At 64.7% G+C, this 26,516-nt stretch carries 28 protein-coding genes and 1 pseudogene; 11 read left to right on the forward strand and 18 right to left on the reverse strand.

From position 1 onward, the window contains the following. Position 1 precedes the first annotated feature (1 nt). Positions 2-1,141 (forward strand): Gfo/Idh/MocA family protein, encoded by a 1,140-nt coding sequence (locus tag EVC45_RS12905; protein ID WP_129958362.1) that lies wholly within the window; start codon positions 2-4, stop codon positions 1,139-1,141. Between the two features lie 66 nt (positions 1,142-1,207). Here EVC45_RS12905 and EVC45_RS12910 read toward each other — a convergent pair whose 3' ends face one another. Next, positions 1,208-1,954 (reverse strand): FadR/GntR family transcriptional regulator, encoded by a 747-nt coding sequence (locus EVC45_RS12910; RefSeq protein ID WP_129958363.1) that lies wholly within the window; start codon positions 1,952-1,954, stop codon positions 1,208-1,210. Between the two features lie 94 nt (positions 1,955-2,048). Continuing rightward, positions 2,049-3,860, reverse strand: coding sequence for a S10 family peptidase (locus EVC45_RS12915; RefSeq protein WP_129958364.1), 1,812 nt, complete (start codon positions 3,858-3,860; stop codon positions 2,049-2,051). Between the two features lie 214 nt (positions 3,861-4,074). Between EVC45_RS12915 and EVC45_RS12920 the strand changes: the two genes are divergently transcribed. Together EVC45_RS12920 and EVC45_RS12925 are read left to right on the forward strand one after the other, a co-directional pair. After that, positions 4,075-5,064: a ferritin-like domain-containing protein gene (locus EVC45_RS12920; protein ID WP_129958365.1), complete on the forward strand. Its 990-nt coding sequence runs from the start codon at positions 4,075-4,077 to the stop codon at positions 5,062-5,064. A gap of 176 nt (positions 5,065-5,240) precedes the next feature. Then, positions 5,241-6,038 (forward strand): sulfotransferase, encoded by a 798-nt coding sequence (locus EVC45_RS12925; protein WP_129958366.1) that lies wholly within the window; start codon positions 5,241-5,243, stop codon positions 6,036-6,038. An 84-nt stretch (positions 6,039-6,122) separates the two neighbouring features. Here EVC45_RS12925 and EVC45_RS12930 read toward each other — a convergent pair whose 3' ends face one another. The 3 genes from EVC45_RS12930 to EVC45_RS12940 all read right to left on the reverse strand — a co-directional run bounded on the left by EVC45_RS12930 (position 6,123) and on the right by EVC45_RS12940 (position 10,110). Further along, positions 6,123-7,055, reverse strand: a complete 933-nt coding sequence (locus EVC45_RS12930) for a YncE family protein (RefSeq protein WP_129958367.1) — start codon at positions 7,053-7,055, stop codon at positions 6,123-6,125. A gap of 160 nt (positions 7,056-7,215) precedes the next feature. Further along, complete coding sequence (locus EVC45_RS12935; RefSeq protein ID WP_129958368.1) at positions 7,216-8,391, reverse strand: pyridoxal phosphate-dependent aminotransferase; 1,176 nt, start codon at positions 8,389-8,391, stop codon at positions 7,216-7,218. 234 nt (positions 8,392-8,625) lie between these two features. Next, positions 8,626-10,110: an RNA polymerase factor sigma-54 gene (locus tag EVC45_RS12940; protein ID WP_129958369.1), complete on the reverse strand. Its 1,485-nt coding sequence runs from the start codon at positions 10,108-10,110 to the stop codon at positions 8,626-8,628. Between the two features lie 507 nt (positions 10,111-10,617). Between EVC45_RS12940 and EVC45_RS12945 the strand changes: the two genes are divergently transcribed. Beyond that, positions 10,618-10,956: a BON domain-containing protein gene (locus EVC45_RS12945; protein WP_129958370.1), complete on the forward strand. Its 339-nt coding sequence runs from the start codon at positions 10,618-10,620 to the stop codon at positions 10,954-10,956. 90 nt (positions 10,957-11,046) lie between these two features. Here the strand turns inward: EVC45_RS12945 and EVC45_RS12950 are convergent, their stop codons facing one another. Then, a complete protein-coding gene (locus EVC45_RS12950; protein ID WP_129958371.1) occupies positions 11,047-11,499 on the reverse strand; it encodes a PA2169 family four-helix-bundle protein in 453 nt (150 codons plus the stop codon). A gap of 214 nt (positions 11,500-11,713) precedes the next feature. Between EVC45_RS12950 and EVC45_RS12955 the strand changes: the two genes are divergently transcribed. After that, positions 11,714-11,956 carry a hypothetical protein gene (locus tag EVC45_RS12955; RefSeq protein ID WP_129958372.1) on the forward strand — a complete coding sequence of 81 codons (243 nt, stop codon included), beginning with the start codon at positions 11,714-11,716 and terminating at the stop codon, positions 11,954-11,956. 106 nt (positions 11,957-12,062) lie between these two features. Here EVC45_RS12955 and EVC45_RS12960 read toward each other — a convergent pair whose 3' ends face one another. The 5 genes from EVC45_RS12960 to EVC45_RS12980 all read right to left on the reverse strand — a co-directional run bounded on the left by EVC45_RS12960 (position 12,063) and on the right by EVC45_RS12980 (position 14,815). Continuing rightward, complete coding sequence (locus tag EVC45_RS12960) at positions 12,063-12,644, reverse strand: glycine zipper domain-containing protein (RefSeq protein WP_129958373.1); 582 nt, start codon at positions 12,642-12,644, stop codon at positions 12,063-12,065. Between the two features lie 98 nt (positions 12,645-12,742). Next, positions 12,743-13,087, reverse strand: coding sequence for a DUF1488 domain-containing protein (locus EVC45_RS12965; RefSeq protein WP_129958374.1), 345 nt, complete (start codon positions 13,085-13,087; stop codon positions 12,743-12,745). Then, a complete protein-coding gene (locus EVC45_RS12970) occupies positions 13,084-13,656 on the reverse strand; it encodes a DUF4142 domain-containing protein (protein ID WP_129958375.1) in 573 nt (190 codons plus the stop codon). The genes EVC45_RS12965 and EVC45_RS12970 overlap by 4 nt, the downstream gene beginning before the upstream one ends. 61 nt (positions 13,657-13,717) lie before the next feature. Next, positions 13,718-14,269, reverse strand: a complete 552-nt coding sequence (locus tag EVC45_RS12975; protein WP_129958376.1) for a type 1 glutamine amidotransferase domain-containing protein — start codon at positions 14,267-14,269, stop codon at positions 13,718-13,720. 201 nt (positions 14,270-14,470) lie between these two features. Then, positions 14,471-14,815 carry a chemotaxis protein gene (locus EVC45_RS12980; protein WP_129958377.1) on the reverse strand — a complete coding sequence of 115 codons (345 nt, stop codon included), beginning with the start codon at positions 14,813-14,815 and terminating at the stop codon, positions 14,471-14,473. Between the two features lie 183 nt (positions 14,816-14,998). On the opposite strand from EVC45_RS12980, the gene EVC45_RS12985 reads away from it, so the two are divergent. Next, entirely contained in the window at positions 14,999-16,306 is a 1,308-nt protein-coding gene (locus tag EVC45_RS12985; protein ID WP_129958446.1) for a DNA topoisomerase IB, read from the forward strand. Positions 16,307-16,335: 29 nt separating this feature from the next. Here the strand turns inward: EVC45_RS12985 and EVC45_RS12990 are convergent. Continuing rightward, positions 16,336-16,630: pseudogene (locus EVC45_RS12990) on the reverse strand (hypothetical protein). An 89-nt stretch (positions 16,631-16,719) separates the two neighbouring features. Continuing rightward, positions 16,720-17,031, reverse strand: coding sequence for a hypothetical protein (locus EVC45_RS12995; protein ID WP_129958378.1), 312 nt, complete (start codon positions 17,029-17,031; stop codon positions 16,720-16,722). 299 nt (positions 17,032-17,330) lie between these two features. Between EVC45_RS12995 and EVC45_RS13000 the strand changes: the two genes are divergently transcribed. Both EVC45_RS13000 and EVC45_RS13005 read left to right on the forward strand, forming a co-directional pair. Further along, a complete protein-coding gene (locus tag EVC45_RS13000) occupies positions 17,331-17,837 on the forward strand; it encodes a PRC-barrel domain-containing protein (RefSeq protein ID WP_129958379.1) in 507 nt (168 codons plus the stop codon). A 61-nt stretch (positions 17,838-17,898) separates the two neighbouring features. Then, complete coding sequence (locus EVC45_RS13005; protein ID WP_129958380.1) at positions 17,899-18,312, forward strand: DUF3175 domain-containing protein; 414 nt, start codon at positions 17,899-17,901, stop codon at positions 18,310-18,312. Between the two features lie 36 nt (positions 18,313-18,348). Here the strand turns inward: EVC45_RS13005 and EVC45_RS47890 are convergent, their stop codons facing one another. The 3 genes from EVC45_RS47890 to EVC45_RS13020 are packed head-to-tail and all read right to left on the reverse strand — an operon-like array spanning position 18,349 to position 20,940. Further along, complete coding sequence (locus EVC45_RS47890; protein WP_129958381.1) at positions 18,349-18,564, reverse strand: LuxR C-terminal-related transcriptional regulator; 216 nt, start codon at positions 18,562-18,564, stop codon at positions 18,349-18,351. Next, positions 18,522-19,673 carry a branched-chain amino acid ABC transporter substrate-binding protein gene (locus EVC45_RS13015; protein WP_129958382.1) on the reverse strand — a complete coding sequence of 384 codons (1,152 nt, stop codon included), beginning with the start codon at positions 19,671-19,673 and terminating at the stop codon, positions 18,522-18,524. The genes EVC45_RS47890 and EVC45_RS13015 overlap by 43 nt, the downstream gene beginning before the upstream one ends. A 34-nt stretch (positions 19,674-19,707) precedes the next feature. Continuing rightward, the gene (locus EVC45_RS13020; RefSeq protein ID WP_129958383.1) at positions 19,708-20,940 is read right to left on the reverse strand and encodes an FAD-binding oxidoreductase; all 1,233 of its coding nucleotides are present in this window, start codon (positions 20,938-20,940) and stop codon (positions 19,708-19,710) included. Positions 20,941-21,293: 353 nt separating this feature from the next. Here EVC45_RS13020 and EVC45_RS13025 point away from each other — a divergent pair, with 353 nt between their 5' ends. Further along, complete coding sequence (locus tag EVC45_RS13025; RefSeq protein WP_129958384.1) at positions 21,294-22,709, forward strand: PLP-dependent aminotransferase family protein; 1,416 nt, start codon at positions 21,294-21,296, stop codon at positions 22,707-22,709. A gap of 71 nt (positions 22,710-22,780) precedes the next feature. Continuing rightward, positions 22,781-23,353, forward strand: coding sequence for an aromatic acid exporter family protein (locus tag EVC45_RS13030; RefSeq protein WP_129958385.1), 573 nt, complete (start codon positions 22,781-22,783; stop codon positions 23,351-23,353). A gap of 25 nt (positions 23,354-23,378) precedes the next feature. On the opposite strand, the gene EVC45_RS13035 is transcribed toward EVC45_RS13030, so the two are convergent. Next, a complete protein-coding gene (locus tag EVC45_RS13035) occupies positions 23,379-24,359 on the reverse strand; it encodes an AraC family transcriptional regulator (RefSeq protein WP_129958386.1) in 981 nt (326 codons plus the stop codon). Between the two features lie 117 nt (positions 24,360-24,476). Between EVC45_RS13035 and EVC45_RS13040 the strand changes: the two genes are divergently transcribed. Continuing rightward, positions 24,477-24,818: a carboxymuconolactone decarboxylase family protein gene (locus EVC45_RS13040; protein WP_129958387.1), complete on the forward strand. Its 342-nt coding sequence runs from the start codon at positions 24,477-24,479 to the stop codon at positions 24,816-24,818. A gap of 158 nt (positions 24,819-24,976) precedes the next feature. Here EVC45_RS13040 and EVC45_RS13045 read toward each other — a convergent pair whose 3' ends face one another. Beyond that, a complete protein-coding gene (locus EVC45_RS13045) occupies positions 24,977-26,473 on the reverse strand; it encodes a carbohydrate porin (protein WP_129958388.1) in 1,497 nt (498 codons plus the stop codon). Positions 26,474-26,516 lie beyond the last annotated feature (43 nt).

Consider the following 26,516-nt stretch of genomic DNA (forward strand, 5'->3'; position numbering starts at 1 on the left):
CATGAAACCTGTCCTGATCGGCATCATCGGTTGCGGCAATATCAGCGATGCTTATTTCACCGGCGCGGCGAATTCGGAGTTCGCCCGCGTCAAGGCTTGCGCCGACTTGCGTCCCGAGGCCGCCCAGGCCAAGGCCTCGCAGCACGGCGTGGCCGCGATGTCGGTGGACGCGCTGCTGGCCGACCCCGACATCGAGATCGTCATCAACCTGACGGTGCCGCACGCGCACGTGCCGGTCAGCCTGCAGATTCTCGAGGCGGGCAAGCACGTCTACCTCGAAAAGCCTTTGGGTACCGACTTCGCGTCCGCGCGCGCGATGTTGGCGAAAGCCGAGGCGGCGGGATTGCGCGTGGGCTGCGCGCCGGACACCTTCTTCGGCGCGGCCCATCAGGCCTGCCGCGCGGCGCTCGATGGCGGCCGCATCGGGCGTGCGATTGGCGGGGCCGTGGCCGTGTTGTCCCGCGGCATGGAGTCCTGGCATCCCAATCCGGAGTTCTTTTTCAAGCGAGGCGGCGGCCCGATTCACGACATGGGCCCGTATTACGTGACCCAGCTAGTGAACCTGCTTGGTCCGGTGGCACGCGTGTCTGCTTGCGCGACCATCGGTTTTCCACAGCGCGTCATCTCCAGTGAGCCGCTGAAGGGCCAGGTCATCGAGGTCGAGGTGCCCACCACGGTCAACGGTATCCTGCAATTTGCGAGTGGCGCCAACGTGACGATGACTGCCTCCTGGGACGTGTGGGCTCATCAGCGTTCGCCCATCGAAATCTATGGCACGGAAGGCAGCCTGTTGGGCGTCGACCCCAACTTCTTTGGCGGAAGTCCGCGGCTAGCTGAACGTGATGGCGGCTTCAAACCGCTCGACATCCGGTCCCATGCCTTCGGTGTCGACAACTTCACGTTGAGGAGTGGCGCGCGCGTGGCCAATTACCGCGCGGTGGGCGTGCTGGATATGGCCGTGGCATTGCGTCGAGGTCGGCCGCATCGCGCGAGCGGCGAACTGGCGTTGCATGTGCTGGAGGTGCTGGATGCTTTCGAACGCTCTTCGCGCGAGGGGCGGCACATCGCTATCGAGACCGCCGTCCAGCGACCCGCCGTCGTGTCGTTGGGGCGAGGCGAAGAGGTGTTGCTCGCCGACTGACTCACCTGACCTTGATGTTCTCGAGCCCGCGACGACACTCGGCCGCGGGCTTCGAAACCGGCAAACTCAGGAAATCACCGCGGCCGACGGCTTCGTCGCATCGTCCTTGTAAATCTCGCGCACGAAGGCCAGATGCCGCTCGGCGGCCTTGCGCGCCTTGGGCGCATCGCGCGCGACGACGGCGTCGTAAATCGCCTGGTGCTGGCTCATCAGCTGCTTTTCCATCGCGTCGTCGTAATCGATCAGCCGATGATACTGGCGCATGCCCTCGCGAATCAGCGTATGAATGCCGTGCATCACATGCGCCAACGCGACGTTGTGCGTGGAATCCGCGATCGCGAGATGGAACGCGGCATCGAGTTCGGCAAGACTCGCGCGATCGCGCGACAGCGACGCAGCCTTCAACGCGTCGAACGCCGCGTGGATTTTCTTCAGGTCGGCGGCGGTTGCGCGCTGCGCGGCATAGACCGTCGAGATCGCTTCGAGCCCCTGGCGCAACTCCAGAATGTCGGCACTGGTACGCGGATTCTGCAGCAGCAGCTCGGCAAGCGGCTTCGAGATGATCGGCGCGGTCACGTCGACCACCGTGAACCCTCCGCGCCCCGACGTTTCGATGTAACCGTCCGCTTCCAGCCGGATCAGCGCCTCGCGCAGCGACGGCCGCGACACGCCGAGCTGCGCCGCGAGATCGCGCTCGGCCGGCAGCCGGTCGCCGGGCATCAGCGTGCCCTCCGAGATCAGTTGCTTGATCTGGTCGGATACCACGTCGGAAATGCGCTTGCGCGCGAAGGACGGAATCGGGGTGAATGGCATAAGCGGCAAACGATGAAGCCGGTTGACGGAGCGCGCGGCTACTCCACGGTGCGTGGAATTATACCGTTCGACACCGTGCGCCGATTCGCCGATCTCAACGCGGCTGCGCGGTATAAAAGCTCACGAGATCACGCTTCATCGCGTGCAGCGCGGCATCGTCGAGATACACCATGTGGCCGGTCGGATAGTAGGCGATGCTCACGTTCTCGTGCAGCGGCCGATCGAGGCCGAGATGCGCCAGCGCATATTCGGTCGCGAAGAACGGCGTGGCGAGATCGAAGTAACCGTTCAGCGACAGCACGCGCAGTTGCGGATTCTGCCGCATCGCTTCGGCCAGATCACCGCCCGCGTACGGCAGCTCCAGCCGTTCGCCCCACCATTCGCGATGTTTCCAGTCCCATTGCTTCAACGCATCGTCGCTGAACACCACGTAGCGGTCGCTCGGCGTGTAGTGCAGATCTTCCGCCAGATGCTGATGAAGCGCCGCATTGAACGCATTCGACACGCCGCTGACCGACGCATCGAAGTCGGGATCCTCCGCTGCATCGTCGTAGTTCAGGCCTTCGAAACGGCCATCGTAGCGGCCCACGCTGCGCGACTCGTTGCGCAGCAACTCGTTTCGGAACCGCGACGGATAGAGACGCAGACGGTTGCGCTTCACGAAGCCCACGTCGAGTCCGGTGAAGTACGCGATGCGCGCGGCGATCGCGTCGCGCTGCGCGTCGGGCAGCGCATCGCCCTGTTCGAGCGCCTGCGCATAGGGTCCGCGCGCGAACGCGCGGGCTTCGTCGAGAAAGGCCGGCAGGCTCGCGGGCTTCGGCGTGACCTTGTCGTGATACCACGCGATCGCCGCGAAACTCGGCAGATAGCTCACGCTCTTGAAATCGTTGCCGGGCGTGAACGCCGCCGAATTGAGCACCGACGACAGCAGGATCACGCCGTTCAGCGCGATATTGTTCTGCCCCAACTGATAGGCGAGCATCGCGGCGCGCGCGGTGCCATACGATTCGCCGAGCAGGTACTTCGGCGAATTCCAGCGCTGATTCACCGTCAGATAACGGTCGATGAATTGCGCAAACGCGCTGACATCCTGGTCGACGCCCCAGAAGTCTTTGCCGGTGCCATGCCCGACCGGTCTCGACAGGCCCGCGCCGACCGCGTCGATGAACACGAGGTCCGAGATGTCGAGCAGGCTGTCGGGGTTGTCTTCGAGCGTGTACGGCGCGGGCGGTGTGCTCGCGGGGCTCGCGGTGCGCACGCGTTTGGGGCCGACCGAGCCCATCATCAGAAACACGCTGCCGGCGCCGGGGCCGCCGTTGAACAGAAACGTGATCGGACGCGTCGCCGGCGTTTTGGTCGGCACCGTGTACGCCACATAGAACACGCTCGCGTTGGGCGCGCCGGTCTTGTCGTGCAACAACAGATTGCCGGCCGTCGCCGTGTAGTCGAGCTTGCGGCCGTTCAGGCGAAGCGAATGCGTGGTGACGCTGGTGGTTTCGGGCGGCACGGGAATCACGGGCGTCAATGCCCTGTCGTTGCGATGCCTCGCCGTCGCGTCGGCCGCATCCGTCGGATTCGATGCAGCTTGCGTGTCGCCGCGCGCAGCCGTCCGCTTGCGCGGCTCGCCGTTCGGCCGGGCTGTCAGCGCGTGCGGCTCGTGCGAATCGCCGACAGGCGACGCGCTCGCCTCCGTGCCCTGGCGTGGCGCGACGGGCGCGGAGGCGGCGTCCGCGCTCTCCCCTGTTTCCGCGCTGTCCGCGGTATTCGACGCATCGGCCTGCTCGGCTGCCCTACACCGTTCGCCGAACGGCACCGCACCGGCGACGCCAAGCGTGACCGTCAGCACGGCGGCCGGGAAACCCGCTGTCAGCAAGCGGCGCAACGCAGGAGGGGAGCAAAAGATCATGAAGTTGTCCGCGACGAGTCGAAACGCGCTGGAGTCCGTCTAGCCGGATTCTGGAGCGAACCCGGCGCTCGATTCTTGACGCAAGTTTGCCCGGCGTCAACCTCGCGCATGCTTGCATGCCCAACATTACAAAGCGCTTTTCTTCGACGTGGCGTACACCTGCGCAGTCATGGCAGAATCGACAGCGCCTTCGTCGCCTTGTCGAGAATACCCAATGGCCCAACTGGTACTGGATGCATTCGACGCTGCAGCGCTGATCCCCGGCTTTCGCGCGCCGCAACTGCCGCACGAACAGCCTGACCCCTCTACCCTCGACGCCGCCGACCACGCGATGCGGCACTGGACGAGCGCCGTCAGCGGCCCGCTGGCGCCGGGCTCCGACACGCACCGGCACGAAATGTGCCGCATGTTTCGCGAAACCTTCAATCCGTATCGCCCGTCCGTGCTCGCATGGCCGCCGCTCGAAGCCTCGACGCTCAAGCGCATCGTCGAACTGCCGATCTGGGACATCGCCGTGCAAACCGAAGGCAGGGCACGCCTACGCATGGCGGCCTACGCGGCCTCGCTCGACACGCCGGACCTGCGCGACGCGCTGGCGCTGAACGCGTGGGAAGAGAACCGCCATAAGGAAGTGCTGTCGCGCATGGTGCATGCGTATGGCATCGCGCTCGCGAGCGAGCCGGCTTACGTCTATCCGAAAGACACGGAACGCGCTTACCTCGTGACCGGCTACAGCGAATGTATCGACAGCTTCTTCGCGTTCGGCCTGTTCGAGGTGGCGCGGCGCTCGGGCTTGTTCCCGCCGGAACTGACCGAGACGTTCGAGCCGGTGATGCAGGAAGAGTGTCGCCACATTCTGCTGTTCGCGAACTGGGTCGCCTGGCATCGCGCGCAGCTTTCATGGTGGCAGCGCATCCGCTTCGAGCTCAAGGTGGCCGGCGTGTGGGCGTTTCTGATCTGGGAGCGTATCGGGCTCGCGCGTGCGATGGATGCCGAGGGCAACGTCCACGAGCACGATAACAACTTCACGGTCAACGGCGCGCAGCAAGTGACGGATGTCGATATCAGCGTGCCGGAATTGATGCAACTGTGTCTTCAGGAAAACGAACGTCGATTCGCCGGATACGACACACGGCTGCTGCGGCCCGAAACGATGCCGCGGCTGGTGCGCTTCGGCTTGAAGTTCGCGCGCAAGAAAAAGTAAGCTACGCCGAGGCACGCGCTCTGCTCGCGCGCCAGCATTCGAGAATTGCGAATCGCTGCCTGACGGGCGACGTCGCTCGCTGTCAAAGCGAGTGGCGCGGGAGTCATGCCCGCGTCAGGCTGACGCCATGCTGCTTGCGTAAGCTGGGAACCCAAGCGAACGACAAGGAGCATGCAATGGAGTCCTTCCCGCTGTTCATCATTGGCTCGCCCAGGTCCGGAACGACCTTTCTTTGTTCAGTGCTGAACGCGCATCCTCTGATCCAGCTGACCAACGAATGCCGCGTCTTCGCATTGCTGAAGGACTTCCTCGAAGTCGGCTGCCAACGCGTCGATCTGCTCGGCGAGACTTCGCGCGACCGCCTGTGCGCATTCGGCCGTCGGACGCTCGGCGGATGGGTCGAACGCTTCTATCGCGAAGAGTTGAAGTTCGGCGCGCCGATCTGGGGCGACAAGCATCCTCCGTATGCCGACCCCACGGTACTGTCGGGCCGAACAGGTTCGATCGAACGCCTGCCGCGCTCGGGTTCCTGCTTGCGTCTGATACGCGAACTGCTGCCGCAGGCGCGCTTCATTCATATCCACCGCGATCCGCGCCACGTGGCCAATTCGCTGGTCCACAAGCATTGGACTGGATCGATCGAAGACGGCATTCGCGTGTGGGGGCAATACGTCGGCGAGATCACCGCATTCTTCGAAGAGATACCGGCGGCTCACGCGCTGACCATTTCGTACCGGAAGGTCATCGAAGAGCCGTGCGCGACGGCGGCCAGTATCGGGCAGTTTCTCGGCCTCGCGGATGCATCTCCGATCAGCGACTTCCTGATCTCGCAACGCAGTTCACCGACGCCGTTCAGCGATCCGGTGACCGATATCGGCGATCTTTATCTGATTCCCGATACCGCCGCGAGCGACGACACGCTCCTCGCTCTCGCGGGAACCCAGGCGCGACGGCTTGGTTATGCGGCCGCTTGAGGTGCCCACATGAACTGGCCGCATCCGATGCCGCTATGACGCGGAGTTGCCCGGCCACCATTGGGGCAACTCCGGTTGCAGCACTTACACGTCGGCGTAATCGATACCGGTCAGCGGACCGAGATGGGCAACCGTGGTGAAGTGCGCGTCACGCTTCGTGTCGATGTCCAGCTCCCGCACGTTTCCGCCCAGGTCCGTCACGAACGCGCGGCGGCCGCGCCGATCCAGCGATACGCCGATGCCTTCCTGCAACTCACGCGCGAGCACTTCGCGATCCGCGAGGCCCGACTCGGTGATCTTCGCGCGATTCAGCGTGTTGCCGTCGTATCTGTCGTCGCCGCGATCGGTCCAGTAGAGGACGCCGTCGCGATGATCGATGTCGAGATCGATCGGCTCGGGCAGACGGTCGAGCAGGCACTCGAGATCGGGACGCGCATCGGCTTGCGCGCCGGCAGGCAAATCGATGCTCGCCCGGAAAATCCGGCCCTCGCCCGCATCCGGCGGTCCCTTCTGCGTCCAGTAGAGGTGGCCGTTCGGCTTGTCGAGCGCGATGCCTACGCAATGCCGGGTGGCATCGCCGGTATCCTCCGGGAAATTGCCGGTGCGCACGAGTTCCGTCACCTCGGTGCCGTCCATGCGCGCGCGCATCACGCGCATGCCTTCGCGGTCGCACCAATAGAGGTATCCGCCCTCCATGTCCAACGCGATTTCCTTCGGCGTTCCCGCGGCACCTGATGGCACCAGCACACGATGCTCGCTGCCGTCGAGCTTCGCGCTTTCGATCGTGCCGTCGTTCGGCGGCAGCGCGCCGGCGACCGGATCGCCGTCGATCAGATGGATGCCGCTACCCATGTTGGTCCAGTACACCGTCTGGCTTTCGGCATCGACCTTGATGCCGTCGGGCGTGCGCATCAGATTCGCGAGCACCACCTCGTGCGAACCGTCCGGCCACAGCGCGATGATCGCCGGTGGACGTGCCTGCAGGACATACAACGTACCGCCATTCTCCGTAGCCACAATGAGTACCCTCCATCTGATCGTCAGAACGTCGTCGGATTGCTGGAGCCGGTCCGTGGACCCGCCACTGCGCGTAGTGGCCGACAGGCTAACTCAGGTTGTGTGAGAACTTCGTGAATGCGCGGCGGTCATCGTTCTCCGCAAACGCCGACTCCCCCTCTCAACCCCTCGCCCCTTCGACGAACCGCGTGATCCTCTCGCACGCCTCGATCAACCGATCCTCGCCCACCACCAGCCCCAGCCTGACGAAGCCGTTCGCGGTCTCCCCGAACGCACTCGCGTCGAGTACGGCCACGCCTTGCGCGCGAAACAGCTGCCACGTGAACTCGGTCGTATCGAGCCCGGTCCCGCTGACGTCGACCATCACGAACATGCCCGCCTCCGGCAACAGGCACCGCAAGCCCGGCACGCGATGCAGGCGCTCGAACACGACGTCGCGCCGCCGCCGGTAGATCTTGCGGATATCGGCAACGATCTCCGTCCTGTTCTCCAAAGCCGTCAAGGCAGCTTGCTGGATAAAACCCGGCAAGCCATATAGCATCGCGAGCGCGAGCCGCGCCATGTGCTCGATCAGCGTCTCGGGCCCGATTGCCCAGCCGACGCGCCATCCCGCCATCGCATGCGACTTCGACAGACTGCCGAGCGTGACCGTGCGTTCAGCCATGGCGGGCAGCGACGCAATGCTCACGTGATCGCGCTCGAACGTGAGCTCCGCATAGACCTCGTCGGACAGCACCCACAGGTCGTGCTCGCATGCGAGCCGCGCGATGCGCTCGAGATCCGCTCGCTGCATCACGACGCCGGTCGGATTGCACGGCGTCGCGAAGAAGATCGCTTTGGTGCGCGGCGTGATCGCCGCTTCGAGCGCGTCGCAGTCGACGTGAAACGCGCGCGCCCGGTCCACTGGCACCGCGACGAGCGTCGCGCCCGCCGCGCGCACGCAGGCCTCGTAGGTCAGATACATCGGCTCGGGAACGATCACTTCGTCGCCTGCTTCGAGCAGGCACAGCGACACCGCGAACACGCCGTTTTGCGCCCCGGCGGTCAGCACCACGTTGGTGGCGCTCGTGTCGCAGCCCGTCGTGCGCGCGTGCTCGGCGGCGATCGCGGCGCGCAGCGGCTCGCGACCGGCCATCGCCGTGTAGTGCGTATCGCCGGCGCGCAACGCATCGACGGCGCGCTCGACGATCGGTGCGGGCGTCGAAAACTCGGGATCGCCGACGCTCAGCACGATCACGTCTTCGCCTCGCCCAGCCGCCTGCTGCGCGACCCGATGAATTTCCCACGCCGACGTGCGCCGCCCTTGCAGTCGGTCAACCAGATTCGAATACTTCATTGCGCTCATCCGTTGTTGTGCCGATCCGTTGCGCGGATCTCTTTCCATTCGACCCGCCAATGTAAAGGCACACCGACGAAACGTCCAGATACGAAAAAGGGTCATGCGAGCGGAGCTCCTCGCATGACCCTGTGCGCAATGTATTGCTGTTTGAATGACTACCTTGTCCCCCCCGCCAAACTTCGTTGCCAACCCCCGTTAAAGCTTCGCCGCCTCAAACCGCCTCAAACCGCATCAAAGCTGCCGGCGCAGTTCCGCCGGAGGCACCTTCATCAGGTGCCGGTATTTCGCCACTGTGCGCCGCGCGACCAGCACCCCCTGATCCGCGAGCATCTTCGCGAGCGTCACGTCCGACAGCGGATCGCGCGTGTTCTCCGCGGCAATCATCTCCTTGAGCAGCGCGCGCACCGCGGCGGCCGAGCAGGTGCCGCCGCTTTCGGTGCCGAGCTCGCGCGGGAAGAAATGCTTGAACTCGAAGATGCCGCGCGGCGTCGCCATATATTTGTTGCCCGTCGCGCGCGAGATCGTCGATTCGTGCAGGCCCAGCTCGTCGGCCACGTCGCGCAGCACCATCGGCTTCAGCGCGATTTCGCCGTACTGGAAGAACGCCTTCTGATGCGCGACGATGCATTCGGCGACCCGCTGAATCGTATCGAAGCGCTGTTGCGCGTTGCGGATCAGCCAGCGCGCTTCCTGCAACTGCTGCGCGAGCGGCGAACGGCTGGCGCCGGCCGACTGCGCGAACAGCTGCGCGTACATGCGATGGATGCGCGCTTTCGGCTGCACCGCCGGATTGATCGACACGACCCACTTGTTGCGCGCCTGACGCACGATCACGTCGGGCACCACGTAGTTATCCTCGGCGCGGCCGTAGCAGTTGCCCGGCTTCGGATCGAGCTTGCGCACCAGCGCGCAGGCCACGCGCAATTCCTCCGCGCTGCAGCCGATCTGCTTTTGCAGTTCGGCCTGCTCGCGGCGCGCGAGACGTTCCAGATGATGCTCGGCGATTTGCCGCGCGACGTCGCGCCCCGGCGTACTCGCGGGTAACGCATTGATCTGCAGCGCGAGGCATTCCGACAGCGAACGCGCGCCGAGCCCCGGACGATCGAGCGACTGCACGAGGCGCAACGCCACCAGCAGTTCTTCCTCGGTCAACTCGGGTTCGAGATCGACGCTCTCGGCCAGGTCTGCAAGCGACTGCCGCAGATAGCCGTCGTCGTCGAGCGCCTCGATGATGAAACGGGCCACCGCGCGATCGCGGTCGTCGAGCCGGTACAGCCGCAATGCGTCGTGCAACTGCTCGCGCAACGTGGGTTGCGAGCGAGCCCAATCGGCGGGGTCGCTGCCGTCCGCGTCACCGTTCTGACGCGTCGAGCTACGCGAACCGTAGTCGCCGGAAAAATCCGCGGGCATGTCGTCCTGACCCGCGCTTTCGAGCGTTTCGCTACTGGCGCTGTCGGCCTGCAGTCCGTCCGGCTCGGCGGCGGTGGCAAGCGTATCGGCGGCGGGCAGCGCGCCGGCGTCTTCGCCCGGCGTCGTGCTGGCGAGCGCGACGTCCTCCGTTTCGGATGAGTCGTATTCAAGGAACGGATTGGTATCGAGCGCCGTGCGCAATTCCTGCTGGAACTCGAGAGCCGACAATTGCAAGAGCCGCACCGACTGCTGAAGACGAGGCGTCAGTGCAAGAGACTGCCTTGTGCGTAGTTCGATTGAAGGCATTGGTGTAGATCCCGTTCGTTAGTAGCCAAAGACTCAATGAGCCGAGTTCACTCTCCAATGCAACGTCCGTACCAACTTGCGCAAGACGCTGTTTTGATTGCGCTTTGCTTATTCAGGCCCATGAATTGCGCGCAGCGCGCGCGCCGGTTTTTACAAACAATAGGCAATTTCCGGTCCCTTTCTTTACACCCTCAGTGACTACGCGCGTTACCGCGTCGCAACCCGATTCGTCAGTCGAAAATCCCCGCGGGCTGCGGCTGTCCCGGCCGGCATGGATTGGCGCAACACCTCGGGCACGATGGTTGCGGAGCAGTGGTGTGTGGACGGACGCCGTCCTTCAAACGCGCCGATCAGGAGCGGAAACGAGTTCAGCGTCCGGTGTCGAGAAACGGGCCCCCTGACGGTACCGTAGCGGCGACGCCCCCACGTGTGTCATCAGCGGCTTCGGCCGCGATCGGCCACCGGCAACAAGACCGCCATTTTCATCAACACCTGAAGGAGAGAACCATGAAGACGATCCAGCTTCTCAAGACCGCAGGCAGCATCGCCGTCGTCGCGTTCGCATTGAACGCGAACGCCCAGACCAGCACTTCGGCCCCGCCCGCGGCGTCGGAGAGCGTCGGCCAGCATATCGACGACGGCACCATCACGACCAAGGTCAAGGCCGATCTGCTTGCCGCGAAGAACGTCAAATCGACGCATATCCACGTGAAGACCCGCAAGGGCACCGTGTGGCTCACGGGTTCGGTGCCTTCAGCCGACGACAAGACCGCCGCCGAAGATGTCGTGCAGAACGTGAAGGGCGTGGCCAGTGTGAAGAACCATCTGAAGATCGCGGCCGACTGATAGCCGCGCAATCGGCCCACGCCGATTCGGCTGGGCGCAACGTGAAAGAGCCGGCCAGTGCCGGCTCTCTCTATCGCAACGACGTGTCGATCAACGCTTCATCGCCGCATACTGGTCGCGCAGGTCGCGCACGCGATCGTGCATTTGCAGCACGCCCTGATACTGCCGCTCGACGATTGCCCGCACGTCCGCCGGCAGATCCTTTTCGAGCGCGTCGTGATAGCGTTTCTTCGCGACGTCTTCGCCCTTTTCGCACTCGGCGAGAATGGCATGGTCGCTGCGATCCGACACCGCCGATTTCACGTCGACCCAGCCGCGATGCAGCGCACCGCTCATGCTGCCGCCGGTTTCGGGCTTGCCGCCCAGGCTCTGAACGGCATCCTGCAACTCACGCGCCCCGCGCGAGCAATCTTCGGCGCTCGAGCGGAACAGCATTTTCAGCTGGTCGTCGTGCGCATCCTCGGCTGCCTTCATAAAGCCCTTTTCGCCATCCTTCGACGTTTCGACCAGGTCATTCAATACGGAAACAACGTTGGTAGCCATTCATTACCTCCAAGGGTTTCGCTGATTGCGGAATCCGCCGCGCGGAGCTTTTTATGTGCGTCGCGATGAATCGGCTCGGCGCGCGGCGGGCGGCATTTGACAGTCCGCATGACGCGTGCCCGGCATAACCTCGGCAAAACGCAGCGAGCTTCGAATGGCACGGCAGTTGCTGCTCGAATACGCTCGGCAATGTATAACGACAGGGAGAATTACGATGAAAAAAGCCGGCAGCTTGAAGTTTTTAGCGGCGGTCGCGATCGTCAGTTCGGCTACCGCGATGCAGATTCGCGCGCACGTTGCGTTGCCCGACCCGGCGGCTGCCCAGCCGCGAGCCACGATGTCGACGTGCGGCCGCGCGAACGACGGCATCACGCCGGCTTCATGCGAGCCGATGCATCGCGAAAGGCAACTCGAACGATCGCGGGCGCCGCACGATGCGCGGCAACTCTGGGTGTAGCGCGACGGCGAAACGGCGCGAGAAACGGCAAACGCACCATGCACAACGGAAACGGCCCGATGATCGTCATCGGGCCGTTTTTCGGTGGGTTGCCGCGTCGCCTATATCACGCGTGCTTCTCCGCGAATTCGTTGATCGGCTGGGGCGTCCTGCTCGGATCGAAATCGGCCCAGCGGCCCTGCTGCCAGCGGCCGGTCGCCTTCTCGATCGACATGCCGCCCGCATCACGCAGCACGCGCGCGGCGTCCAGCTGATTGTCGGGCGACACGTGCGCGGCGACGAGCACGCCCGAATCGCGCACCTCCTCGTGATATGGCACGCGATGGTCCGATTTGGCGTGCTCCCTGGTGCGTGACATCGCGCCGACCAGCGAACCGACATACGCGCCGACGCCCGCCGCGATCAGCGACACCAGCAGCGGCGCGGAAAACGCCGCGAAAATCGCCACCCCAACCACCGCGCCGATCACCGCGCCGATCGTCACGCCCATGCCCGCGCCCTTGGGCGCCTCTCGCGCGCCGGGGTCGGTATCGGTGTCGCCGCCGATCGGGAAACGCGCGTGCTGGCCGCGCGGATTGACGAAAAACAGCGTGACGTCCTCCTCCACGAAACCTGCATCGAAAAGCTTCTGCGCCGCACTTTCGGCAGCCGGAAAAGTCGTGAAACGTGCTGCGACGATGAGTGACATAAGGCCTCCTTATCGCTGACTAGCGTTCGCGGACCCTACCGCCGCCGGGTGGCGCGCGTCGGAAGGAGCGTGCGCGGACAGCGCGGCACGCGTTGGCGTTACGCCGCGGCGCCGCGATCCGGCTCCATGCCTTCCACTCTGAACAGTCCACTATGCAACACTACGCCTTCTCCATTGTTCTGGTCGAGCGCTTCCGCGCAGACCGAGCGAATGCGCTGACGGCCTTTGTCGAAAGCGGCCATCAGTGCCGCTTCGAGCGCGGATTCCGCGCCGAAATGATCTTCCAGAGCCTCGGCGGTGATCGCGCAGACCACCGGCTCGCCCTCGACTCGCGCTAGAAAGCGCACTGTCAGATTGGCGCCGTCGAAGGCGGGTTCGTCGTCGGGAAAAGTGATCTGCATCAGAGAGTCCTCATAAGCAGGCCGTGGCAGGATCGCGTTCATGACGAGCCTTTCAATTTGCCGGCCAGTTGCTGCGCCATCTCGAGGTGATGCTTGATGGTCGGCAGCGCTTGCGCGGCCGCGGCCTTCAGTTGCGCGTCGGTGCCGCTGACGCTTTGCTGCTGGAACAGGTCCACCGCGCGCTGGTGCGCTTCCACGCCGATCTGCTCCACGTAGGCCTCATCGAACTCGGTGCCCTTCAACGTCTGCAGTTTGCCGACCAGCGCGGAATCCGCCGACGGCGTCGGCTTGAACCCCTTCTTCGCGACCAGCGCGGCCATCGCGTGCGACAGCTTCGTGTGGTCGGTGATCATCTGTTGCGCGAACTTTTTGACCGCCGGATTACTGGAGTTCTTCAGCGCGATTTTGCTGGCGGCGATTTCAGTGGCGTCCGACTTCGACGCGTCGAGCACGAACTGCTGATCGGCGGGCGACAGCGTCGTGCCACCGGCTGGCGCGGCACTCGCGGGCGCGTCGCTCGCCTGCGCGCAGGCCGTCTCGATCGACCCCGCGCTCATGCCCAGCACGGCAAGCGCGCCAATCAGCACTTGTACGGAATACCGGAATTTCATGCATTTTCTCCCTGTCGAATCACCGCTGCGTGAGGCGTCGAAGCCAACGCGCCGCCTTCGATCAAGCCGCCTTGCGCTTCGTCAGTTGCCCGATCAGCGTCTTGCTGAACGCGGGAAGGTCGTCGGGTTTGCGGCTCGAAATCAGGTTGCCGTCTTCGACCACTTCCTGATCGACCCAAGTCCCGCCCGCGTTGCGAATATCGTCCTGCAGGCTCGGCCAGCTCGTCACCGTGCGCCCCTTGATGATCCCCGCGGAAACCGGCAGCCATGTGCCGTGGCAAATGACCGCGATCGGCTTGTTCGCGTCGTTGAGCGACTTGACGAAGGCCTGCGCCTGCGGCAGCAGGCGCAGTGCGTCGCCGTTCACGACGCCGCCCGGCAGCACCAGCGCGTCATAGTCGTCGGGACTGGCCTTGTCGAGTGTCGCGTCGACGTCGACGGCGTCGCCCTTGTCGACGTGTTTGAAGCCCTGGATCTTGCCCGGCTTCGCCGAAATCACGTGGACCGTCGCGCCCGCCTCGGTGAGCGCGCGTTTCGGCTCGACGAGTTCGGCCTGCTCGAAACCGTCTACCGCGAGTACCGCTACCTTGCAGCCATTCAGTGCGTCAGTCATGCGTCCTCTCCTTGCGGCGCCGCGCTCATGCCGTTGCCCGTTATGCATGTGCATAGCGCGGTGCCTTCGCTAAAAGGTTGATCCGCAAAACCCGTGCCCGGGCGGGGACCGGTGTTCAGCGGGCTCCGTTACGGTGCCGTTGCATTGACGCGGCAGTTGCGCCCGTTTGGCGCGAGCCGCTTCTTGTGCAAAGCGTCGCGGTCAAACGTCGGTTTCGGCTTCGCCGGACCGCTCGGCGCCTGGCGGCTCTTGCGGATCGACGACGTGGTCCGTGTCGATATCGCGGTCGAACTCCAACGTCGAATCGCCATCGGCCGACGCGCGCTCGCCCGTACCCGAGCGATCGGTATCGCTGCCGAGTTCGGTGTCGCCGGTTTCGAGCGCGTGATTGTCGAGTTCGGTATCGACGTCGAAAGCGTGACGCTTCGCGCCCGCCACGTCGCTGCCGCTATCGGACGAGTCGCTCGGACCCAGCGCGCCCGTCGTGCCGGACGTTTGCCTGACGGTCTGCTGCGGTTCTTCATCGGGGTTGAGTGTGCTGCTCATGACGCGGCTCCCTTTCCCGTTGGTCACATCGGCAGTTCCGCAAGGACCGTTCCGCTTCGGCGCCAGAGTTCGTTGTCAATGGCATCCCCCTTGCTTCACGGCGATCACCCGGCACGCATCGGCACGCATCGCCCCGACTCGCCGAGCCGATCCGAACCACGCTTGAAACTTCTACCTGCAACGATGGCTACCGCGACTCATTCCACGACCGCACCACGCAGCCCGACGACTGCGAACGGCAACACCGCGCCGCCACCGATGCCGGCGGGGCTGCGCCATGCCGACGACACCAGGCCCGGCTATACACGCAAACGCGACCGCGACGGCTTTATCTTTTTCGACCTGAACGGCAAGCGCATCGTCGACGAGGACGAGATTCAACGCATCAATTCGCTCGCGATTCCACCCGCCTACGAAGACGTCTGGATCTGCCCCGATCCGCGAGGTCATCTGCAGGCGACCGGCCGCGACGCGCGGGGCCGCAAGCAGTACCGCTATCACCCGCGCTGGCGCGAAACGCGCGACGCCGACAAGTACGAACGGATGGCCGAGTTCGGCCGCGCGTTGCCGAAGATCCGCGCGCGCGTCGCGCGTGATCTGAAGCTGCCGGGCATGCCGCTCGACAAAGTCGTCGCGGCCATCGTGCAGTTGCTCGACACGACGCTGATCCGCATCGGCAGCGCCGAATACGCACGCGATAATCAGTCATACGGATTAACGACGCTCCGCAAGAAGCACGTGAAGATAAAGGCCGGTCAATTGCGCTTCCAGTTTCGCGGCAAGAGCGGCATCGAGCACGACGTAACAGTGGACGATCCGAGCATCAAGCGCATCGTGCGACGTTGCGCGGAGCTGCCCGGTCACGACCTGTTCCAGTATCTCGACGAGAACGGCACACGACACAGCGTCGGCTCGACCGATATCAACGACTACCTGCGCCGAGTGAGCGGCGCGGACTTCACCGCGAAGGACTACCGCACGTGGGCCGGCAGCGTGTACGCGCTTGCGGCGTTGCGCCGGTTGATGTGCGGCAGCGCGGCCGAGGCGCGCCGTCATATCGTCGCGACCGTCAAAGAGGTGGCGACGCTGCTGCGCAATACACCCGCCGTGTGCCGGCGCTGCTATATCCACCCGGGGATCATCAGCGCGTTCGAAGCCGATGAGTTGCAGAGCCTGGCTCCTGGCCGATCGCGCCGGGGGCTGAAGGTGGATGAACTGGCCTTTGCCGTTCTGCTCGCGCAGGCGGAAAAACGCGCAGCGAAACTCGCGCGCGCATCCGGTGCGAAAGGACGCAAGACGCGGGAATCGTCGGTCGGCGACAGCATCAACGGCTCGTTGACGAGTCTGCTGAAAAAATCGCGCATAGTGCGCAAAAAATCCGCGGACGCGAAACGGGAAAGCGTCGCGGCGCATCTGCACGCCGGTGCCCGCGTTCGTACGCCCCGCGCCGTGCGGAAAACGGCATCCGATCCCAAACCGGCGACCCGGTGACGGATTCAACGATCAAGCGACGACGTCTCTCAAACATCTTCCTCGAACGCCGCCATCACTAGCCACACGTCGCGTTCACCGTCGCGTATTGCGGCCGCCAGCGCATAGGCATCGCGTGGCGAACACGCGCGCGAGCGTGTTATGCGCGACTTCACCGTTGTCGAACACACGCGCCGACAATCGCCGCACTTCCTGCTTGCCTTCGAACATCGGCTGTTGCCGTCGATACACGAGCGTCTCGGACTTCCAGCTGCGGAAGCACTCACGAACGTGCGCGAAGTCGCCGCCGCAAATGTTCGCCTGATAATGAATCTTCCTGGTCAAGGTTTTCTCCCCCTCGATGCGGAGCGCGGCATCGCCCACGCGTTACGGCGAACGCAACGGTGCATTGCCGCGACCGCATCGATCCAGCGTTACTGCCCCTTCGTATCACTACTGGCATCGGCACCGGGTGTGTTCGTCGTATCGGTCATCGGCTTCTTTGCCTTCGACTTCTTCTGATGATGCTTCATCGATGAACTCGAACCCGCGGTGCTGCCCATGGCGTTCGACGCGGGCTCGTTGCCCGCCGTGGGCGCGGCGGTCGCGGCGCTATGCGCGTTGCCGCCGCCCGCGCCGCTATTGCCGTTGCCGCCGCCCGCCTGCGCGAACACGGCGCCCGACGCGAGCGCTCCCGACGCGACCACACATGCCGCGACCAGCCATGCTTTCGGATACTTGCTCATCTGGGTTCTCCCTGAAGTAAAAAAGACCGGTGTGATCCTTCTGTCCTGAAGCCATCACTGCAAATCGAGCAAGGCCTATGCCGCGCGATGGACTCATCGCATGCTCGCATCACGTTCTTTCGTGATCGACGTTTGCGTCGGCATGGACGAAATAATTGCAATCGCGCTCGCATCCTTTACGCATGAGGTGCCTCGTCGCGCGAATGCGCCGCGCGACGAGGCATAACGGCAGCGCACGGATCGATGGAACGGCCGTTGCTCAATGCCTCGGTACATTCACCCCTTCAAAGGAGCCCATCATGATCATGCAGACCCAGACGCAAGGTGCCGCCATCGTCGGCAAAGGCGCCGCAACCGCGGAAGGCCCAGGCCCGGATGTCATGGCCGCGGCGACGCTCGACGGCAACAAGGTGATCAGTAGCGACGGCGAGCACATCGGCAAGATCAAGGACATCATGCTCGATGTGCGTTCGGGCCGCGTGGCGTATGCGGTGCTGTCGAGCGGCGGCTTTCTCGGTATCGGCGACAAGCTGCTCGCGATTCCGTGGAGTGCGCTGACGCTCGATACGGAAGAAAAATGCTTCGTGCTGAACATGGTGGCCGAGCGCGTGAAGAACGCGCCGGGATTTGATAAGGATCACTGGCCATCGATGGTGGATCAGACGTGGGCCACCACCGTGCATCAGTACTACGGCAGCGAACCGTACTGGGGCGGCGACGTTTATAGGAGCCGCGACGCGCTGGGCATCGGTGACATTCCTCCGGGTTCGCCGGAGGCGCCTGAGTCCGGCGGCGTGAAGCTCTGATCGCCAGACCGACCGTTTTCAATGCGTGGCCCGTCCGACATTTCGCTTCAGGGAGAAAACAATGGCGACCCGAAAGTCCAGCAGCAAATCGAAACGCCCTGTGTCGCGAGGCAAGTCGGGACGGCCACCGCGTCAGCGCCACGCGCAGGCGCGGGCCGCGCATCGCGCGAAAACCGCAAAGTCGAACGGCGCCTCAGGCGCGAACAAATGGTCGCACCACGTCATGGAAACGAGCGACGCGATGGACATCCAGAAGGATATTTTCAAAACCGGCAGCGCGGAGTCCATCGCGCGATCGTTGAAGCACTCGTCGACGGCGAGTCGTCGACGCAAGGGCTCGCCGTTCCAATCGGCGATGTCGATGCTCAATTTCTACATCAATCGAGCGGGCCGAAACCTGCCGAAGGAGCGGCGCGATACATTGCAACGGGCCAAGCGCAAGCTGCGTGAAGCGTTTGGACGCGAGCCGCGATGAGGTAACGGGATGGGCGCAATCACGCCGCACAGCGCTTCAGTCGGCCCCGGGCTGAATGCCGAAGGCACTCTGCACGCCTTCGAATCGCGAATTGACGTTCAGTTTTTCGAACACGTTCTTCATGTGCCATTTGACCGTCTCGGCCGGCACCCGCAACAGCGCGCTACAAACGCGCGCCGTTCCGACAGCCGGCCCAGCATGAGTCAAACTCACACGCCGCCACTCCCACCCACGGTCCGCTGGCTCTTCCACTGCCCCTGCTGCACCTCGAACAGCGTATAAGGCGGCTTGATCAGGTCCCCATGCGGATCGAACGCGATTTTCCCGGTCACGCCAGTCACGTTCACCTTCGGGAAAGCCGCGACGATCTTCGCGCGATCGAGCGAGTCCGCGTCCTGGATCGCCTGAATCATCGCGAGCGCGGCGTCGTAGGCGAACGGCGCATAAAGCTCGACATCCTGATTGAAGCGCGCCTTGTAGCGCTTGCCGAATTCCTGCGCGGCCGGCAGCTTGTCGAGTGCCGGGCCGGGCTCAAGATCGCGCGTACCCTCGCCCGCGTTGCCCGCAATCTGCAGGAATGCGTTGCTCTTCAGCGCACCGGCGCCAAACAGTTGCGCGGGCATGCCGAGCGAGCGCATCTGCTTGACCAGCATCGCGCCCTGCTCGTCGAGTCCGCCGAAGAAGATCAGATCGACGTTTTTCTGCTTCAACGAGGTCAGGATCGCGCGCAGATCGACCGCCTTGTCGTTCGTGAACTCGCGATCGACGATATTGCCGTTCGCCTGCTTCGCGCCCTTCTCGAACGCATCGGCGAGGCCCTGGCCGAACGCGGTGCGATCGTCGATGATGCCGATGCGCTTCGCCTTCAACTGCTGCACCGCGAACTCGCCGGCGATCACGCCGCCCACCCCGTCGTGCCCCATCGTCCGAAACACGTTCGGAAAGCCTTGCGCGGTGAGCGCCGGATTCGTCGAGCCCGGCGTGATCATAGCGACGTTCGCCGTGTGATAGACGGCCGAGGCCGGAATACTGCACCCCGAGTTGTAATGGCCGATCACGCCGACCACGCCGTCGTCGACGAGCTTCTGCGCGACCTGGATCGCGATGCGCGGATCGGCCTGATCGTCCTGCACGTCGAGCACATATTTGACGGGTTTGCCGCCGATCGTCGGATGCTTCGCGTTCGCTTCGTCGATCGCGAGCTGCGCGCCGTTCTGCAGATCCTTGCCGACCCGCGCGACCGGTCCGGTCAGCGGTCCGACGAAGCCGATCTTGACGATTTGCGGGTCGGCGCCGTACGACGGCGCGTGCGCGCACAACATCCCAAGGGCGAGTGCGACAACCAGGTTTCTGCGTTTCATGATGTCCGTCCTCTTCGTGCAGCAGTTGCGGTGGTTAAAAACGACGTGGGCTAAAAGGCGCGAGATCGACCGGCGGCAAGCGCCCCGCCACCAGATCGGCGACGACGCTGCCGGTCACGCCGCCCAGCGTGACGCCCAGATGCTGATGACCGAATGCGTAGACCACGCGTGGCGACGCGCTCGATGGCCCGACGACCGGCAGCCCGTCGGGCAGGCTCGGCCGGAAACCGAGCCAGTCGCTGTCCGGTTGCGGCAATTGCGGCAGCGCGTGCTGCGCGGAGCGCGTGATCAGATCGAGCAGCGCGGCATTGCGCTGCGGTCCGTAACCGCCGAGTTCGACGGTGCCCGCCGCGCGGATGCCGCCGTCCATCGGCACCATGTAGAAGCCGCGCTCGGCCCAGCCGCACGGCCGCGAAATCAGCGACGACGTGCCCGGGAATCGCACGTGATAGCCGCGCTCGGTATCGAGCGGTACGCGGTCGCCGCATTGGCGCGCGAAGCGGCCCGAAAACGCGCCGGCACAGACGACCACCTGCGCCGCGTCATAGGCGCGCCCCGCGTCGTCGACGATGCGCACACTGGTGACACCCGGCTCGATAGTGCGAACCGCGACCCGCTCATGCCTGAGACCGCGAGCGAGCAGCGCCGCGTGCAGCGCCTGCAAAAAGCCGCGCGGGTCGCTGAGGAACCAGCTGTCGTTGAACAACGTGCCGTGCGCAAAGATCGGTGCGAGATTCGGCTCGAGTGCGGCGATGCCGGCGCGGTCGAAGTTTTCGAAGCGCACGCCGAGCGAGCGGCGCAACGCGAGCGACGGCTGGGCCGCCTCGAACGACGCCGCATTGGAATACAGGTACAGACATTCGCGCGGCCGCACGAAGCGCGACAGGTCGTCGCTCGCGAGCATCTCGCGGTAACCGTCGAACGCGCGCGCCAGCAGGCTTGCAAGTGCCTGCGCGCTGTGCTCGTAGCGTCGCGGCATCGATGCGCACAGAAAGCGTGCGAGCCACGGCGCGAGCTGCGGCAGATAGCGCCAGCGAATCCGCAGCGGGCTCGTCGGCGAAAACAGGAAACGCGGCAGATTGCGGAACACCGCCGGGTTGTTCACCGGAATGCAGCCGTAGTTGGCGAACGTGCCCGCATTGCCGTACGACGTAGCCTCGCCCGGACCGAGCGCATCGAACAGCGTGACGCGATGACCGTCGCGCATCAGCCAGTAGGCGCTCGACAGGCCGATAAAGCCCGCGCCCAGCACGGCGACTTCGCTCATGGCGTTCGCCTGCCGACCGCACCGGCCGTCCGACCCGAACCCGCACCGGATGCACCGACCGGCGGTAGCGTGCTCTGAAGCTCTATCACGACCGTCCCTCCTGTACTACAGTTGCGCGTCGTCTTTCGACACAACGCCATACAAATCATGCTTTAATACTCACACAAAGTTTTTTTGTGTGCAATTAATTTGACTTTGTGTGGACTTAGGGATTTTCCCCGAGCGAAGCAGGCCGAGATCGTGCAGGTGACGTACTTTCGCTTGCCGATAAGATCACAAACGGGTTTAGTATTGGCTTGTTCGGTACGAACGAACGAATTTTTGTATGGAGATTCACGTTGGATGAAAACGCGATGGACCACACAAACGGTGAAGACAACCTCCAGACAAAGGGGCGTCAGTCGACTTATCTCGAAGTCTCGCGCAGCCTTGAGGAAAAAGTCCGCAGCGGACTCTACCCGCCGGGCAGCCGTCTGCCGGCGCAGCGCGAGCTTGCGGTGGAGCTGGGTCTGAACGTCTCCACCGTGTCGCGCGCGTACAAGGAGTTGCAGGCGCGCGGGCTGATCGTCGCGAGCAAGCGGCGCGGCTCGATCGTCACCGGCGGCGCCATGCCGGCCGTGCATGCCCGCAGCGACAGCGCGTCGGCGAACGGCGACGCCAACCCGAACGCCGTGATCGACCTGACCGTGAACCGGCCGGCCACCGGCGAATTCCTCACGCAGCTCGCGCGGACCATGACGTTGATCGCGCACGATCCCCGCTATCCGGAGACTCAGGAATATCAGCCGCCGCAAGGCCCCGAATGGGCGCGCGCCGCGGGCGCGCAATGGCTCGCCGCGCCCGGCTTCACGCCCGCTGCCGACAGCGTGGTCGTCACGAGCGGCGCGCAGCATGGCCTGTACGCGGTGCTGAGCAGCCTGATGGGTCACGAGGGTGTGATCCTGTCGGATCAGCTGACCTACTATGGCCTGAAGGCTCTTGCGCCGGTGTTTCAGTTCGAACTCGTCGGTATTCCGAGCGACGACGAAGGGCTGCTGCCCGACCGTCTCGAAGACGAGTGCCGGCATCGGCGTGTGAAGGCGATCTTCACGGTGCCGAATCTGCAGAACCCGACCGTCGTGACGATGAGCCTCGCGCGCCGCGCGGCGCTCGCCGACATCGCGCGTCGGCATCACATCGTGATCATCGAGGACGACGTATACGGCCCGCTGCTGCAAGCGCGCCTGCCGACGATTGCGAGCCTGTGTCCGGAGCTGACTTTCCACATCACGTCGACGTCGAAGATCCTCGCACCGGGTCTACGCATCGGCTATCTGCGCACACCGCCGCATGGCGCGGCACTGGCCGCGGAAGCGGTGCGCACGACGGCGTGGATGCCCGCGCCGCTGTCGACGCTGATCGCGACGCGCTGGATCGAAGACGGCACCGCGCAGACGATCCTCGACGCGCAGCGCGCCGAGTTGCGCGCGCGCCAGGAGATCGCGCGCGAACTGTTGCCCGCCGAGCATCTGGTGAGCGACCCCGCCTGCATGTTCGTGTGGTTGCGCGTGCCGCCGCCGTGGCGCTCGGACGACTTCGCGGCCAATGCGCTCGCGCGCGGCGTCAACACGATGCCGGCCTCCGCGTTCGCGGTCGATCGCTCGACGGTCGAGCACGGCGTGCGCATCAATCTCGCCTGCGCCGCGTCGCGCGAGCAGTTGACGCGCGGCCTGCAGATTCTCGCGCACACGCTGCGCGACCGGCCGCGCGCGCTGTTCGGCACGATCTAGATGACGGCGGAAGCGTGAAGCGGAGCGGCTAGAATACGGCACTACCCTGCCCCGCCGAGCCGCCCGATCCGATGACTCCGTCCGACGATTCAAGCCCATCCTCGCGCACGCACGCCGCCGATGCGCTGTTCGCTTTCCTGAAGACGCTGCCGCTCGGCGACCGCCTGATCGAGGGCGGCTTCATGGCCGTGCAGGCGGTTGCGGGCGCGAGTCTCGCGTTCGGCATCGGCCGCGCGCTGCACACGGAGCAGGCGTTCTGGGCCGCGATCACCGCGATCGCGGTGAGCCAGCATAGTTATATCGACACCCGCAAGCTGTCGCGCGACCAGTTCATCGGCGCGATGGTCGGCGGTATTTGCGGGCTGATCGGCACGCTCGCGGGCGGCGGCCATTTCGCTGCCTATGCGGCGACCGTGGCGGTCGCGATCCTGATCTGCTGGATCGTCAACGTCGGCAGCGCGGCGCGCCTGGGCGGCATCACCGCGACGATCATGTTGCTGGCGCCAAGCATCGGCCCCGCGTGGGACAAGGCCTTCGTGCGGCTAGCGGAAGTGACGCTCGGCACGGTTTGCGCGCTGGTGATTGCGCGGCTGATGGCGTCGCTCGAAAGACGTGCGTTCAGCAAGAGCGAATCGCCCAAATAGAATCGCAGGCGCCGCGACTCTTTAGTCAGTCGTCCGGAGCATCGTCCGCTTGCGTGCGACGCCGGTAGCGTCCCGGCGTCACGCCGACGCTTTGCGCAAACGCCTTGCCGAACGCCGCTTCCGATTGATAGCCGACCGCCTCGCCGATGTCCGCCGCGCTGCGTTGCGTGCGCAGCAGCAGATCGCTGGCGATCGCCATGCGGATCTGCGTCAGAAAATCCATCACGGTCACGCCCGCGCGTTCGCTGAAGTGGCGCGCGTAGGTCGCGCGCGACATCGCCGCGCGCTCGCCGAGTTCTGAGATCGTCCATGCGCGTTCGGGTGCGTCGAGCATGGCCTGCACCGATGCGCCGAGGCGCGCGTCCGACAGCAACGCGAGCATGCCGGCGCTGTTCGCGTTGCGCTCGCCGTGCACGCGCAGTGCCATTGCGAACAGCGCGTGGCTCAAGGCCGTCACGATCGCGAGCGCGCCGGGCTGACGCCGCGCCGATTCGCCTCGCATCAGCGCGATCACCGTTTGCAACGCATCGAGCGTGTGCGCATCCGCGAGCGACACGTGCAGCGGATCGGGCAGCACATTGAGCAGCAGCGCCGATGAACCGGGCGCATAGACGAAGCGGCCGCACAGCAGATCGACGCCGTCGTGATTCGCGCTGTGCCCGGGCGCGGGCGCGGACGTGGCGGTGGTTTCATGGCCATCGTTGCGCCGCACCGGCAGCATGCCGTCGTGCCCGGGCATCAACGGCAAACCGCCGGCCGAGCGCTTCGCATCGCGCACGCGATGCGCGGCGCCACGCGGAAACAGCATGAAATCGCCGGTCTGCAATTTGAGCGGCTCGCCGGCGGCGGTCTCGATCACGCAACTGCCGTCGAGCACCAGATGAAACGGCGCGACGCCCGCCTCCAGCGGCGCGTGATCGATATCGAATGCGCCCGAGAGCAGGCACCGGAGATCGAGGCTCGCTTGCGGCCGGGCAAGATCGAGCAGGCGACTGAGCGTGTCCATGAGACGAGCGCGCTAAAAGTTGAGTCGAATCAGTATTCAGGATATCGCGGCGCGGCGCAATACTGTGTCCCACGACGCCGGCAACCGCCGACGCGCAACGGACCAAGGAGCACTGCCATGTTGAACTGGATCGATTACCGCAAGGAACTGTTCGGCCGTATCGGCGAAATGTCGAAGCTCGCGCCGGATAGCGTGAAGGCGTATCAGGCCATGTCGAGCGCCGGTCAGAAGACCGATCTGCTCGGCGCGAAAACGCGCGAACTGATTGCGCTCGCGGTCGCGGTCAGCCTGCGCTGTGACGGCTGTATCACGGTCCATACGGCCGAAGCACTGAAGCACGGCGCGACCCGCGAGGAAATCGCCGAAGCGCTCGGCGTCGCGATGGCGATCAATGCCGGTGCGACGCTGGTGTACTCGGCGCGCACGCTGGACGCGGTCGCCGCGCATACGCAGGGGTAAGCGGGCTGATGACTAGCCGCTAGCCGCGGCAATCGGCAAGTCATAGCGCTTCGTTACGCGCCGCATCGACCGGGCAGGTTCGGCGATGCGGCGCGAGGCGCTTGTCGAAGCGATCGATCAAACGTTTACCAGCTTGATGACCATTCGTCTGCTGAACGTCAGAACTGAATCGTCGTGCGCAGGCCGAGAACCGCTTCGCTCTTGATGCGCTGGGACGAATCGTTCGGGTCCGGAATCCCGCCGCCCGGCAGCCAGAAGTACTGGAAGTCCGCTTGGAGCATCCACCACGGCGCGACCTGGTACTGATAGGTGGCTTCGAGCACCGTCTCCGCGCTGCGCGACGGATAGCCCGGCGTGTAGAGCGCCTGCGAGCTCGCGAGATCCTGCGCGTGCGAGCCGATCTTCGCATAGCCGAGCGCTAGCCCGACCACGTCGTTGTCACGCCCCTTGAACGGCGCTTTGAGTGTCACGCCCGCGTTGACGCCGAGATCGACCAGATTGCGGTCACCCGGCGCGCCCATGATGCGCGCGAACACGCCGAGCGATTGCGGGCTGTCGGGGCCCGCGCGCCACACCATCTGATCGGCGACCGCGTAGATGCTGTAGTTGCCGTGATGACTCGCCGGCACGCCGTTGCTCGCCGGATTCGCGAGCGACAGTCCGTTGGTGTCGAAACCCTGATCCGCGAAGTTGTTGCTGTTGTACCAGAAGCCGAGCTTGTAGGTGCCCGGCAGCCCAGCCGGCTTCGGATCGGATGGATTCGACGACGGCTGGTTGATCGCGTACTGCAGTTCACCGATCAGGAGCGCGCCGTTGCCGAGATTGAAGTTGGTGCCGCTCGCGTTGAGCTTTTGCGGATCGCCGACGCCGGGCGCAGGATTGCCGTCGAATACGCCGCCCAGCACGGTTACCCCATTCGCGAACGACGCCCGCGCCCTCACGCCGAGCGACGACAGCGGATAAGCCGGTCCGCCCGCCGGCAGATCGACGGCAGGCAGCACTGGCCAGCCGAACGTCGCGTTCATGAAGGTGGCCGCGTACTGGCTGATCATGAACTCCTGGTCGAGACTCTGCTGACCGATCTTCACGTCGACGTTGCCGAACGACTGCTGATACCACAGTTCCCACAGACGGGTCGCGGCGTCGGCTTCGATGCCGCTCGCGGTTTGCAGCGTTTGCAGATTTCTGGCGGTCAGGCTCGTGCCGTGAATCTGCAGACCGGATACGTTGAAGGTGCCGCCCGCCAATCCAAAGGCTTTCTGCGTATCGACGACGAGCCCGAACTGGGTCAAGCCCTGATAAGCGCCGCCGCGATTCGTGCCGCCCGACACGTTGCCCATGTACTCGCTGGTTTCCTGCAGATTGAACGTCACACCATAGTTGCCGAGCCAGGGACGCAAGCCGCCCATGTCGCCGAGCAGGTTCGAGCGCTCCCACAATCCCGTCGGCGCGGCCGCGCTTTGATCGGCGGGCGCCGCGTTGTCCGTGGCGCCGGGAGCCGATGCGGCCGGTGCAGTCGATGGCGCCGCTTGCGCCGGCGCGGCTTCGCCGGATGTCTGCGCGAACGCGCAAGGAACGAGGCCGAGAGAAAGAACGGCACTCACGGCAATGGGACCGCCGCAGCCCAGCAGTCTGCGCTTGTAGATTTTATCCATCACGTATTGGGGTATTGAAGTTATAGGCGGATCGCTCCGTTGT

It is taken from the genome of Paraburkholderia sp. UYCP14C (assembly GCF_004197395.1).
In the GTDB taxonomy this organism is placed as follows: domain Bacteria; phylum Pseudomonadota; class Gammaproteobacteria; order Burkholderiales; family Burkholderiaceae; genus Paraburkholderia.